At 59.6% G+C, this 13,193-nt stretch carries 11 protein-coding genes; 4 read left to right on the plus strand and 7 right to left on the minus strand.

The features are described 5' to 3' along the window. The first annotated feature begins 2 nt into the window (after positions 1 to 2). The 3 genes from BLR20_RS03320 (at position 3) to nfuA (ending at position 4,182) form a co-directional block, all read left to right on the plus strand. The gene (locus BLR20_RS03320; protein WP_054993679.1) at positions 3 to 2,315 is read left to right on the plus strand and encodes a fatty acid cis/trans isomerase; all 2,313 of its coding nucleotides are present in this window, start codon (positions 3 to 5) and stop codon (positions 2,313 to 2,315) included. A 180-nt stretch (positions 2,316 to 2,495) separates the two neighbouring features. Beyond that, entirely contained in the window at positions 2,496 to 3,518 is a 1,023-nt protein-coding gene (locus tag BLR20_RS03325) for an acyltransferase family protein (protein WP_010429432.1), read from the plus strand. Between the two features lie 70 nt (positions 3,519 to 3,588). Next, on the plus strand, positions 3,589 to 4,182 hold the full coding sequence (gene nfuA, locus BLR20_RS03330; RefSeq protein WP_002553665.1) for a Fe-S biogenesis protein NfuA: 594 nt from the start codon (positions 3,589 to 3,591) through the stop codon (positions 4,180 to 4,182). A 96-nt stretch (positions 4,183 to 4,278) separates the two neighbouring features. Here the strand turns inward: nfuA and BLR20_RS03335 are convergent, their stop codons facing one another. Genes BLR20_RS03335 through BLR20_RS03350 form a run of 4 tightly spaced genes read right to left on the minus strand, consistent with a single transcriptional unit; the run spans position 4,279 to position 9,899 of the window. After that, positions 4,279 to 6,228, minus strand: a complete 1,950-nt coding sequence (locus BLR20_RS03335) for an acetyl/propionyl/methylcrotonyl-CoA carboxylase subunit alpha (protein WP_054993678.1) — start codon at positions 6,226 to 6,228, stop codon at positions 4,279 to 4,281. Next, entirely contained in the window at positions 6,225 to 7,100 is an 876-nt protein-coding gene (locus tag BLR20_RS03340) for a gamma-carboxygeranoyl-CoA hydratase (RefSeq protein WP_032614083.1), read from the minus strand. The genes BLR20_RS03335 and BLR20_RS03340 overlap by 4 nt, the downstream gene beginning before the upstream one ends. A gap of 14 nt (positions 7,101 to 7,114) precedes the next feature. Next, positions 7,115 to 8,722, minus strand: coding sequence for a carboxyl transferase domain-containing protein (locus BLR20_RS03345; RefSeq protein WP_054993677.1), 1,608 nt, complete (start codon positions 8,720 to 8,722; stop codon positions 7,115 to 7,117). Between the two features lie 13 nt (positions 8,723 to 8,735). Beyond that, complete coding sequence (locus BLR20_RS03350; protein WP_054993676.1) at positions 8,736 to 9,899, minus strand: isovaleryl-CoA dehydrogenase; 1,164 nt, start codon at positions 9,897 to 9,899, stop codon at positions 8,736 to 8,738. A gap of 236 nt (positions 9,900 to 10,135) precedes the next feature. On the opposite strand from BLR20_RS03350, the gene BLR20_RS03355 reads away from it, so the two are divergent. Continuing rightward, positions 10,136 to 10,393, plus strand: a complete 258-nt coding sequence (locus BLR20_RS03355; RefSeq protein WP_025990875.1) for a hypothetical protein — start codon at positions 10,136 to 10,138, stop codon at positions 10,391 to 10,393. Between the two features lie 282 nt (positions 10,394 to 10,675). Here BLR20_RS03355 and BLR20_RS03360 read toward each other — a convergent pair whose 3' ends face one another. The 3 genes from BLR20_RS03360 to BLR20_RS03370 form a co-directional block, all read right to left on the minus strand. After that, positions 10,676 to 11,575: a hydroxymethylglutaryl-CoA lyase gene (locus tag BLR20_RS03360; protein WP_054993675.1), complete on the minus strand. Its 900-nt coding sequence runs from the start codon at positions 11,573 to 11,575 to the stop codon at positions 10,676 to 10,678. A gap of 30 nt (positions 11,576 to 11,605) precedes the next feature. Then, positions 11,606 to 11,998 carry a MerR family transcriptional regulator gene (locus tag BLR20_RS03365; protein ID WP_054993674.1) on the minus strand — a complete coding sequence of 131 codons (393 nt, stop codon included), beginning with the start codon at positions 11,996 to 11,998 and terminating at the stop codon, positions 11,606 to 11,608. A gap of 165 nt (positions 11,999 to 12,163) precedes the next feature. Then, a complete protein-coding gene (locus tag BLR20_RS03370) occupies positions 12,164 to 13,093 on the minus strand; it encodes a LysR family transcriptional regulator (protein ID WP_010429473.1) in 930 nt (309 codons plus the stop codon). Positions 13,094 to 13,193 lie beyond the last annotated feature (100 nt).

The following is a 13,193-nucleotide window of genomic DNA, read 5'->3' on the forward strand; positions in this document are numbered from 1 at the left end:
ATATGCCGCACCGTTTGTTGGCAAGCGTCGCCTTGCTTTTTATCTGCTGTGCTGCCCAGGCCCAGACTTCCACACCCCGCGCCACACCGGCATCCCCGGCGATTTCCTATGTGAAGGATATCCAGCCGATCCTCACCGAGAAGTGCGTTGCCTGCCACGCCTGCAATGACGCTCCCTGCCAGTTGAACCTGGGCAGCGGGGAAGGCGTGAGCCGTGGCGCGAGCAAAGTCCCGGTCTATCAGGGCGAACGTAGCGAGGCGGTGGCGCCGACGCGTCTGTTTTATGATGCGCGTGACACCGACGCGTGGCGCGGCAAGGGTTTCTATTCAGTGTTGGAGGCCCAGGGCAGTCAGGCGGCGTTGATGACGCGCATGCTTGACCTGGGGCGCAGTGCACCCTTGGCAGCCAACAGCAAGATTCCGGATGACATCGCGCTGGGCATCAATCGCGAAAACGTCTGCCCGCTGCCTGGCGAATTCAATGCCTATGCGGCTGCCCACGCGCAACAGGGCATGCCGCTCGCGGTGGCCGGTCTGACCGATGCCGAATACCAGACCCTGCAGCGTTGGCTGGCCACCGGTGCGCCGGTCGAGCAGCAGGCCATTACCCAGAGTGTCACCGAGGCGGCGCAGATCAATGCCTGGGAGGCGCAGCTAAACGAACCTGGCGCGAATCAGGCGCTGGTCGGTCGCTGGCTGTTCGAGCATCTGTTTCTGGCGCACATCTATTTTGAAGGCGGTGAAGCAGGGCACTTCTTCCAGTGGGTGCGCTCGCGAACCCCGCGCGGCAAACCTGTAGACCTAATCGCCACGCGTCGTCCCGACGACGATCCGGGCAGCGACTTTTATTACCGGCTGATTCCCGTGCAAGGCGTGATCGTGCACAAGACCCACATCACCTACGCCATGAGCCCGCAGAAGTTGGCGCGGGTCAGGCAGTTGTTCTACGGGGCCGACTGGAAAGTCAGCGCGTTGCCGGGTTACGGCCCTGGCCATCGTGCCAATCCGTTTCTGACCTTCGAAGCCATCCCGGCGGCGGCGCGCTATCAGTTCATGCTCGACAACGCCGAGTATTTCGTCCGAACCTTCATTCGCGGGCCGGTCTGTCGCGGGCAGATCGCCACAGACGTGATTCGCGATCAGTTCTGGGTGCTGTTCCAGGATCCGTCCCACGATCGTTACATCACCGATGCGACGTATCGCGGGGAGGCCACCCCATTGCTGGCCATGCCGGGGCAGAACGATGACGTGGGCAGCGTGCTGAGCTTGTGGCTGTCCTACCGCGACCGGCGCAATGAGTACGAAGACCTGCGCCGCGACAGTTACACGAAAATGCCTGCGCCGGGCTGGAGCACGCTGTGGGCAGGCAATGACAATGCCTTGCTGACCGTTTTCCGCCATTTCGACAGTGCATCGGTCAATAAAGGACTGATTGGCGACGTGCCGCATTCCATGTGGCTGTTCGACTACCCGTTGCTGGAGCGCACCTATTACCAGTTGGCGGTGAACTTCGATGTCTATGGCAATGTTGCACATCAGGCCCACACGCGGCTGTATTTCGACTTGATCCGCAACGGCGCCGAGATCAACTTCCTGCGCCTGATGCCTGCCGATCTGCGTGAAGACATGCTCAGTGATCTTTATCAGGAGGGCGGCAAAATCAAGATGTGGCTGGATTACCAGAAGATCGACGACGATACGCCGACAGGCATCAAGCTCGATGAAAAGGCCGCGCAGCGTGACTTTGCCTCCAGACTGATCGAGCGCTTCGGTACCCTGAATGCCGCGCCTGATCCGATCAACCGCTGCACCGGGGCGTATTGCTCGCGGCCTGGTCTCGACAGCAGCTTCGCTCAGGCAGAACAGGCGCTGAGCCGATTGACGTCGCGTCCTGCGGCGGGTCTGAAGGTTATCGATCAGTTGCCGGAAGCGAGCATGCTGCGCATCGAGGGCAGCAACGGCAAGCGCGTTATCTACAGCATGCTGCGCAATCGCGCGCACAGTAATGTCGCGTTTCTGCTGGGCGAGTCATACCGCTATATTCCGGGCCTGGACACCTTGACCGTCTACCCGGGCGTGCTCAGCAGTTACCCGAATTTCATCTTCAATATTCCGGTCGCACAAGTGCCGGCCTTTGTCGAGGCCATGCAGCAGAGCAAGGATCAGGTGAGCTTCGAGCAGATCGTCCAGCGCTGGGGCATCCGACGTACTCATACGCTGTTCTGGAGCTACTTCCACGATCTGAATCGCTACGTTCAGGAAACTGAACCACGCGAAGCGGGTGTGCTGGACATGAATCGCTACGAGAACCTCTGAAAAACGGGGGCTTCACGCCGCAGGCCCTTGTGCAACATGGCCTGCGGCCATCTTTACTTCCTGAACGAAATGTATCTTGCGCGATCTTTTTTTCAAAAAGGTGGTCCGAAATGGTGCGCGTCATAGGCCGGTTCATTCAGCGGCCCATGATTGAAAGTCAGGTAGTAGAGGTTTTTCGTGATGTTGATTTCAGTTCAGGCCCTACGGGCGTTCGCAGCGTGGGTCGTGGTGTGTCATCACTTCATGCAGATTTTTTTCGATTTCAAGGCCAGCGGGCCGGTAGGGCAGTTCTTTGTGTCAAAGGGCGCGGTCGGCGTCGATATCTTCTTCGTCATCAGCGGTCTGGTGATCTTTTTGTCTACGCAGAACAGCGACATGCCGGCACGGCGCTTCATTCTGCATCGCCTGATTCGCATCGTTCCGGCCTACTGGCTATACACCGCCGCCATGGCGTTGTTGCTGCTGATTGCAGCGCCGATGCTTCCGCACCAGGTCATCGGCTGGCAGAATTTCCTCTTGTCACTGGTGTTCATTCCTTCCGAAAACCCTGGTGGTTATGGTCTTTATCCGACGCTCAACGTTGGCTGGACGCTGAACTATGAGATGTTCTTCTACCTGCTGTTTTCGATGGTATTCCTCTTCAAACAGCGCCACCGGCCGCTGATCATTGCCGCAGCGCTGTTTGCGGTCAGTGAGGTTCTGGCCCGTGCCGGGCTGATCAGCCGCTTCTACGGCAACGACATCATTTACGAATTCCTGCTGGGGATCGGTATCGGCATCATCTATCGCCGGGGCTGGATCAGACAGGCGCTATGGCTGCCGTTGGCAGGCATTGCGGTCGGCCTGTATGCAATCAACAACTTGAGCAACGAGCAGCGCCTGCTCAACTGGGGCCTGCCGAGTGCCTTGATTGTGCTGTCGTGCATCTCGCTGGAACCGTATTTTCAGGGCAATCGACTGCTCAAGGTGCTGGGTGACTGTTCGTATTCGGTGTACTTGCTGCACGTTCTGGTGCTGTACGGCGGCTTGCTGATGGCCCAGCGCTTCGGCCTCAGTCCCTATGTGGTCTTTGCATTCTGCGTACCGATCATCGCCATCGGTGCCTGGGTCAGTTATGAGTGGATCGAGAAGGGCCTCTATCGCCGGATGAAAGGCTGGCTGGATGGACGCCGGGCGCTCAGTCAGGCACAAGCATTAACCTGACAAAAATACTGGGACTTTGTGTGACGCGGCCGATTGGCGTAAACTGCCAGCACGTCTGCGAGGAATTTTCATGACCGCTATCACTATTACCGATGCCGCCCACGATTATCTGGCCGATCTGCTGGAAAAGCAGAATACCCCGGGCATTGGCATCCGCGTATTTATCACCCAGCCCGGCACCCAGTACGCCGAAACCTGCATTGCCTACTGCAAGCCGGGCGAAGAAAAACCGGAAGACAAGGCCATCGGCCTGAAGAGCTTCACGGCCTGGATCGACGGCTTCAGCGAGGCCTTTCTGGACGATGCAGTGGTCGACTACGCCACCGACCGGATGGGCGGCCAGCTGACCATCAAGGCACCGAACGCCAAAGTGCCGATGGTCAATGCCGACAGTCCGATCAACGAGCGCATCAATTACTACCTGCAAACCGAGATCAACCCGGGCCTGGCCAGCCATGGCGGTCAGGTCACGCTGATCGATGTGGTTGAGGAAGAGGCGAAGAACATCGCCGTGCTGCAATTCGGTGGCGGTTGCCAGGGCTGTGGTCAGGCCGATGTCACGCTGAAGGAAGGTATCGAGCGCACACTGCTTGAGCGTATTCCCGAGCTGTCGGGCGTTCGTGATGTTACCGACCATACGCAGAAAGAAAACGCCTACTACTAAGCGTCTATTTTCTGCACGGAATTTGCTACACGAAAGTTGCTGCACGAAAACGCCCTGACTGTTCAGGGCGTTTTCATGTGCGGAGATTGGCGAGCGTCAGTCCAGCTCCACCAGTACCGCGCCTTCGTTGACCATCTCTCCCTCGTTGCAGTAGAGCGCTGTAATCACTCCGGCGCTGGCGGCACGGATGCTGTGCTCCATCTTCATGGCTTCCAGCACCACCAGTTGCGCGCCAGACTCGACAGCCTGACCCACTTCAACCAGTACCCTTACGATGCTGCCATTCATCGGTGCTGTCAGGCCTCCGTGCTGACCCTCTCCGACGCCGGCCTGAGCGATGGCGTCCAGCCGGGTGACGGTGTGCAGCTCGCCTTGCCATTCCAGATAGAGCGTGTTGCCGCGTCGTATCGCCATGTGCCGTTGACGGACACCGTTGTGCTCGACCTGTAGATGCTCGCCACTCAGTGTGAATAACGAGGGGCTGCTGTGGCGCAGGCTGGCATTTCGCGTCTGACCGTTGCAGCTCAGTTGCAGATCCGTCTCGGCGGGCAGGCCGGCGCGAAAGCCGCTGCTGACGGCCCAGGGCGAATACGGATCGGCTTGATCGATGCGGGCCGGTTCGCTCTGACTGAAGGCTTCGGCAGCAGCCTGCCAGAATCTCTCGTCCGGTTCGTCGGTTTGCGGCAGCAGTTGCGCCTGATAGCGGGGAATGAAGCCGGTATCAAGCTGCGCGGCGGCGAACGCTGGATGCGCGATGATCCGGCGCAGAAAGGCCAAGTTGGTCCTGACTCCGCCCACGGCAAATTCGTCGAGCATGGACAGCAGGCGCAGACGGGCTTGCTCGCGGTCTTCGCCCCAGGCAATCAGCTTGCCAAGCATCGGGTCGTAGAAGGGCGAGATGCTGTCGCCCTCGGCAACGCCGCTGTCCACCCGCCTGCCGGGGCCGGGCGCAGGCTCTCTGTAGAGTTCCAGCGTGCCGGTGGCCGGAAGAAAGTCGTTGGCCGGGTCTTCGGCATACAAACGGACTTCAATGGCATGGCCGGTCAGGGGCACCTGCTCCTGGGTGATGGGCAGCGATTCGCCTCTGGCGACACGGATCTGCCATTCCACCAGGTCCAGCCCGGTGATGTATTCGGTGACCGGGTGTTCTACCTGCAGGCGGGTATTCATTTCCATGAAGAAAAACTCGCCACGTGCGTCCAGCAGGAACTCGACCGTACCTGCACCCACGTAGCCGATAGCTTGTGCGGCTTTCACCGCTGCTTCGCCCATGGCTTTGCGCAATGGGCCTGTCAGGCCGGGGGCTGGCGCTTCCTCGACGACCTTCTGGTGTCGGCGCTGAATAGAGCAATCGCGCTCATTGAGATACAGGCAGTGGCCACGCCGGTCGGCAAACACCTGGATTTCGACGTGGCGTGGGGCGAGCACATATTTCTCTACCAGCATCCTCGCGTCACCGAAAGAGGACAGCGCCTCGCGTTGCGCGGAAGCCAGCGCTTCGGCCAGTTCGCCAGTGTGCTCGACCACTTTCATGCCTTTGCCGCCGCCGCCAGCGGTGGCTTTCAACAGCACCGGATAGCCGATGCGCTCGGCTGCGGTGCGGAACGTCTCGATGTCCTGTGCTTCGCCGTGATAGCCAGGCACCAAGGGCACGCCTGCCTGCTCCATCAGGGCCTTGGCGGCGGATTTGCTGCCCATTGCATCGATAGCCGAGGCAGGTGGACCGAGGAAAATCAGGCCGGCGTCTTCGATGGCACGCGCAAAGTCGGCATTCTCAGACAGGAAACCGTAGCCGGGGTGGATCGCGTGCGCGCCACTGGTTTTGGCTGCTTCGATAAGTTTTTCGATTGCCAGATAACTCTCTGCGGCCTTGCTGCCACCAAGGTCTACGCAGATATCGGCCTCGCGGCTGTGCCGGGCATCACGGTCGATGGCACTGTGCACGGCGACCGTAGTGAGGCCCATGTTTTTCGCAGTGCGCATGATGCGGCAGGCAATCTCGCCGCGGTTGGCAATCAACAGCGTGGTCAGCTCGGGCATGCTCATGATTGCGAGTCCTTCTGAGGTTCGTGCCGGGCTGCCGAGGTTGCAGCAACGGGATCGCCAGGCGGCTTATCACTGACCGGCTGCCAGCCGGGCGTGCGTTTTTGCAGGAAAGCGCGCAGGCCTTCCTGTCCTTCGGCGCTGGTGCGGATGCGCGCGATGGCGCTTTCGCAGTAGCGGCGTAGCGCAGGGGTCAGCTCACCGCAGCCGACTTCGCGCAGCAGTTCCTTGCTGACGCGCATGGCCTGCGGGCTGTTGAGCAACAGGTTGTCGACCCAGTGTTGCGTTCGGTCTTGCAACTCTGCAGCCGGGTAGCACTCGGCAACCAGACCAATCTGCTGCGCCCGCTGGCCATCGAAGCGCTCGGCCGTCAGGGTGTAGCGTCGCGTGGCGCGTTCGCCGATGGCCTGTACCACGAATGGGCTGATGACGGCCGGCGCCAGGCCAATGCGCACTTCGGACAGGCAGAACTGCGCATCCGCCGCTGCGATGGCCATGTCACAGCAACTGATCAGGCCCAGCGCACCGCCGAATGCTGCACCCTGTACCACGGCGAGCGTCGGGATTTTCAGCCTGGCGAGGTTGTACATCAATTCCGCCAGTTCGCGGGCGTCGTCCAGATTGGTGTTGTAATCCAGATCTGCTGCCTGCTGCATCCATGCCAGGTCGGCACCAGCACTGAAATGCCGGCCACGGCCACGCAACAGCAGAAAGCGCAGGCTGGCATCGCCTTGTACCTGGTCCAGCGCGATAATCAGCTCGCGGATCATCTGCGCGTTGAAGGCGTTGTTCTTGTCCGGTCGATTCAGCCACAGCGTGGCAAAGCCACGTGGGTCGTTGATCAGCTCTATGGTTGCGAAGGAGGTCGAAGTCATGATCATTTCCCGGCTCACATTCGGAACAGGCCGAAGGTGGTAGGTTCGATGGGCGCGTTGAGCGAGGCGGAGAGGGCAAGCGCGAGAATGTCGCGGGTTTGCGCCGGGTCGATGACCCCGTCGTCCCACAGGCGAGCGCTGGAATAGTAAGGATGGCCCTGGTGCTCGTACTGATCGAGAATCGGCTGTTTAAGCTCGACCTGCTGTTCGGCGCTGAACGCCTGGCCGGCTCGCTCGGCCTGCTCGCACTTGACCTGTACCAGTACGCCGGCAGCCTGTTCGCCACCCATGACACCGATCCGCGCGTTGGGCCACATCCATAGAAAGCGCGGATCGTAAGCGCGGCCACACATGCCGTAATTCCCCGCGCCAAAACTGCCGCCGATGATCACCGTGAATTTCGGCACCCTGGCACAGGCCACGGCGTTCACCAGCTTGGCACCATGCTTGGCAATGCCGCCCGCTTCATACTTCTGCCCGACCATGAAGCCGGTGATATTTTGCAGGAACAGCAGCGGGATCCCTCTCTGGCAGGCCAGCTCAATGAAGTGCGCACCTTTCTGTGCCGCTTCTGCGAAGAGGATGCCGTTATTGGCGAGGATCGCGATCGGGTAGCCATGCAGACGTGCAAAGCCACACACCAGCGTAGTGCCGAACAGAGCCTTGAATTCGTCGAGTACCGAGCCATCCACCAGCCGTGCGATGACTTCTCTCACATCGAATGGCTGTTTGGTGTCGGCGGGGATGATGCCGTAGAGGTCGTCGCTGGCGTACAGCGGTGCAATGGGCGCGACTGTGTTCAGTTGACCCTGCTTGCGCCAGTTCAGATTGGCGATGCTGCGTCGTGCCAGTGCGAGCGCGTGATCGTCGTTGTCGGCATAGTGGTCGGCCACACCGGAAGTGCGGCAGTGCACATCGGCACCGCCCAGCTCTTCGGCGCTGACTACTTCGCCGGTTGCCGCCTTGACCAGTGGCGGGCCGGCCAGGAAGATCGTCGCCTGCTGGCGAACCATGATCGCTTCGTCGGCCATGGCCGGTACATACGCGCCACCTGCGGTACAGGAGCCCATGACCACCGCGATCTGGGCGATCCCCTGAGCGCTCATGTTGGCCTGGTTGAAGAAGATCCGCCCGAAATGTTCGCGATCCGGAAACACCTCATCCTGACGCGGCAGGTTGGCGCCGCCGGAATCCACCAGATAGATGCACGGCAGGCGGTTCTGCTGGGCGATCGTCTGTGCGCGCAAATGCTTTTTGACGGTCAGCGGGTAATAGGAGCCGCCTTTGACCGTGGCATCGTTGGCGATGATCATGCATTCGACGCCCTCGACCCGGCCGATTCCGGCGATCACCCCAGCGGCCGGGACGTCTTCGCCGTACACCTCATGTGCAGCCAGTTGGCCGATTTCCAGAAACGGCGAACCGGTGTCCAGCAAACGATTGATACGCTCGCGCGGCAGCAACTTGCCGCGTGATGTGTGTCGCTCCTGGGCCTTGGGGCCGCCACCTTGCTGGACGTTGCTCAACAGCAAGCGCAGCGCTTCGACCTGCTTGAGCAGGGCATCGCGGTTGAGGATGAATTCAGGCGAGCGGGTGTTGATTCGGGTCTGCAGGATGGTCATGGTGGCTCCGCAATCAACGGGTTTCGTTGAACAGTTCGCGACCGATGAGCATGCGCCGGATTTCACTGGTGCCTGCGCCGATCTCGTAGAGTTTGGCGTCGCGCAACAGTCGGCCCGCCGGAAACTCGTTGATGTAGCCATTGCCGCCCAGAATCTGGATGGCCTCCAGCGCCATCTGCGTGGCCCGCTCGGCGCTGTACAGGATCACCCCTGCAGCGTCCTTGCGAGTGGTCTCGCCGCGGTCACAGGCCTGGGCGACCGCATACAGATAGGCCCGGCTGGCATTGAGCTGGGTGTACATGTCTGCGACCTTGCCCTGAATCAGCTGAAACTCGCCGATGCTCTGGCCGAACTGTTTGCGGTCGTGAATGTACGGCACCACCACGTCCATGCACGCCTGCATGATCCCGGTCGGTCCGCCGGAGAGCACGACGCGTTCGTAATCGAGGCCGCTCATCAGCACCCTGACTCCGCCATCAAGCATGCCCAGCAGGTTCTCCTCGGGCACCTCGACATCATCGAAAAACAGTTCGCAGGTGTTGGAGCCGCGCATGCCCAGCTTGTCGAACTTGCTGCCGCGCGAGAAGCCTTTCCAGTCGCGTTCGACGATAAACGCACTGATGCCGTGGGCTGCCTTTTCCAGATCGGTCTTGGCGTAGATCACATAGGTGTTGGCATCCGGGCCATTGGTGATCCAGGTCTTGCTGCCGTTGAGCACATAGCGATCACCGCGCTTGTCGGCGCGCAGTTTCATCGACACCACGTCCGAGCCTGCATTGGGTTCGCTCATGGCCAGCGCGCCAACGTGTTCGCCGCTGATCAGCTTCGGCAGGTATCGGGCCTTTTGCGCCGGGCTGCCATTGCGGTTGATCTGGTTAACGCACAGATTGGAATGGGCGCCATAGGACAGCGCAACGGATGCCGAACCACGGCTGATTTCTTCCATCGCCACGACGTGCGCCAGATAACCCAGGCCCGCGCCACCGTATTCTTCGCTGACAGTGATCCCCAATACGCCCATTTCACCGAACTTGCGCCACATATCGGCGGGGAACAGGTTGTCCTTGTCGATCTGCGCTGCGCGCGGGGCAAGCTCTGCGGCGACAAAGGATTGCAGCTGATCGCGCAGCATGTCGATGGTTTCGCCCAGGGCGAAGTTCAGGCTGGGGTAACTCATGGGGCGTTCCTTTTTTTGTTCTTGAGTGGCGCCTTGTGCGGGATGGCGCGTCTTTCTGGATGCGGCCATAGCGTCTACCAGCCATGACCTTTACGTTAACGTAAACCTGTAGGGTTTTGCTGTCAACGTCGTTGCCGATGCCGACGAAGAGTGATCAGCCTGTATTTTTCAGTCATGAGGGAGGAGGGGCGGAACGCCGGAAAGCACGAAGGGGAGCCTGGGCTCCCCTTCAAGGTATGTTGCTATGCTCTTTTTTGTTTTTCGGGAGGCCTGTTGTTGTTTTTGGCGACCTTACCCTTCACATCTTTTTTGAGCGGTCCACATGCGGGACCAAGAGCAAACGTATTTTTTTGAGCGCTGATGACACTTTCATCGTAGTGATCCAACCAGTTCGTCAGCTGCCTAGAGGCAGTTTTATTGTTCTTTGTCTGGCTGCGAACGACTTGCGAGGCAAGCGGTTCAGAAAAGCTATCCACTCCAAAAAAATCTGTTAGCTACGTCTCTGTCCGTGTTGTTCTTGTTATGTCAGAGCCGGTACGTATTGTTTTTATTGGGTTGCTGCGTGTTTTTATTTTTGTTGTACAAAGGATATAGCAGGACCCGTGCCAGGTTTTCAAAACCCCCGTAATACCGGGGGCTGACCTTGTTTTTCCGGCATCGGGCCGTTTGATTCTGCAACCGAGTGTTTCCGTGTTACCCGTTTGTCTCGGCTTGGCGCGGGGCAGAGTAACACTCTGTGGCAAGTTGTCGCACCCTGTTACCGACAAGCGACCGCGCTATGCAGACAGCCTGGCTTTTGCCACGCGAGAGCCATTGCCGCGTTGCAGTACATCGCAGATGCGCTGGCCCGCCGCGATGACCTGATCCAGATCGACGCCGGTTTCGATACCCAGCCCCTGCAACATGTACAGCACGTCCTCGGTGGCCACGTTGCCGCTGGCACCCTTGGCATATGGGCAGCCACCGAGGCCGGCCACGGAGCTGTCGAAGACCTGGATGCCTTCCTCCAGGCTTGCATAGATATTTACCAGCGCCTGGCCATAAGTGTCATGAAAGTGACCGGCCAGCTTGCCGCGCGGTATCTGCGCAGCCACGGCGTTCAACAATGCCCGTGTGGCGCCCGGCGTGCCGGTTCCGATGGTGTCGCCCAGGGAAATTTCATAGCAGCCCATCGCGTGCAGTTCGTTGGCGACCGTCGCGACCTGTTCGGGCGAAACGGTGCCCTCGTAAGGGCAGCCCAACACGCACGACACATACCCTCGAACCCGCACGCCATGCATCCGTGCGGCTTCCATGACAGGCGCGAAGCGCTCCAGGCTTTCGCTGATCGAGCAGTTGAGGTTGCGCTGCGAGAACCCTTCGGTCGCCGCCGCGAACACCGCGACTTCTCTGACCCCGGCAGCCAATGCGTCTTCGAAACCACGCAGGTTCGGTGCTAGAGCCGAGTAGATGACACCTCCACGGCGCTGGATTCGCTCGAACACCTGCGCGGAGCCGGCCATCTGCGGGACCCATTTGGCCGAAACAAAGCTGCCGACCTCGATATGGCCCAGCCCGGCTGCCGTCAGGTCATCCACCAGTCGCACCTTGTCGTCGACACTGATGGGTTGTGCTTCATTCTGCAGGCCGTCACGCGGGCCGACTTCAACGAGATTCACCTTTTGCGGGAGGGACATGGCAGCGCCTTTGTAGTCAGTGCGAAGGGGTCAGAGTGGGGCGGCAACGGTTTTATCGAGTGCGGCTCGGCAGCGCTCCTCGGCGGTGTCCAGCTCCAGTTGCATCTGGTGGATGTCCAGCAACTGCTGCTCCAACTGATCACGGCGTTCGGCGATCTTGCCCAACATGGTTTGCAGCTGCTTCTGATTGCCGCCGGCAGGGTCGTACAACGAGATCAGTTCCTTGCACTCAGCCAGGGAAAAACCGATGCGTTTGCCACGCAGAATGAGTTTCAGGGTGACCTTGTCACGAGCCGTATAAATGCGTTCCAGGCCCTTGCGTTCAGGGCTGAGCATGCCTTGCTCTTCATAAAAGCGTATGGCGCGGGTGGTGATGTCCAGCTCGCGAGCGAGCTCGGAAATGCTGTAGGTGTGACTGCTCATGGCGTGGCTCGACGAGATATACAACCGCAAAACTAAGGGCTGCTTTACGTAAACGTCAAGCAGCAGAGGCGATGCCAGAGTTTGAAAAGTCGCGCCCCGGCACTTAGAAACTACATTAACTAAGTGGTTTAAATTATTTTAAATCAATAATTTAAACTTAATATTTCATGCTTTTTCTAGGCTTTGTTCCTGGGCCACCACACGCTGTGAAAGTTCGATGATCTGTTCACGCATCCAGCGGTTGGCCGGATCCTGGTCGGTGCTTTCATGCCAGTACAGGTGGGTCTCGACCGAGGGTACGTCGCTGACTGGCAAGTAGACATAGTGCAAGTCGTTACGACGGGCAAAGCGCTCGGGTACGGTCATGACCATGTCGGTCTGCTGCAGCACCTGGGTTGCCATCATGTAGTGCTGCGAGCGCAACGCGATTCTGCGCTGGATGCCCATCTTGCCGAGCGCCAGATCCACATGACCCAGCCCACTGCGGCGGCTGGAGATATGGATATGCGCCTGGCTCAGGTAATCGTCGAGGGTCAGCGCAGCCTTGTTCGCCAATGGATGCCCCTTGCGCATGCCACACACATAACGGTCCTCCATGAGCTTCACATGCCGCACCTGCGGGTCAGTGTTGAGCGGCGCGTCCACGGCGAAGTCGAGGCGTCCGGCGGCCAGTTCCTTGGTGGTTTCCCGGCGTTTGGACAGAAAGCTTTCGATGGTCACCGCAGGTGCCAGGCGTCGCAGTCGCTGGAACAGCGCTGGCAGGATGACTGCCTCGGTCAGGTCAGTCATGCTGATGCGGTAGTTCTTGTTGGCCTGCAACGGATTGAAGATGCGGCTCTCCTGCACCGATACCCTGAGCAATGAAAGCGCGTTGCGCACCGGGCCGATGATGTTCTGCGCCATCGGTGTCGGCACCATGCCTTGTGCCGTGCGCACGAACAGCGGGTCGTTGAAGGTCTCGCGCAACCGCGCCAGTGCGTTGGAGACCGCAGGCTGGGTAATGCCGACAATCTGTCCGGCGCGGGTCAGATTGGCTTCGGTGTAGATGGCGTCGAAGACAATGAAAAGGTTGAGATCGACCTTGTTCAGGTTCATTGATGGGGCGCCTCGTGCTGTTATTGTGATGGGCTGTTTAGAGGGTGGTAGTGCCGCAATGGTGAGGGATCATATATCGGTTATGAATGTTTATACACGC

This window comes from Pseudomonas congelans (genome assembly GCF_900103225.1).
Lineage (GTDB): Bacteria > Pseudomonadota > Gammaproteobacteria > Pseudomonadales > Pseudomonadaceae > Aquipseudomonas > Aquipseudomonas congelans.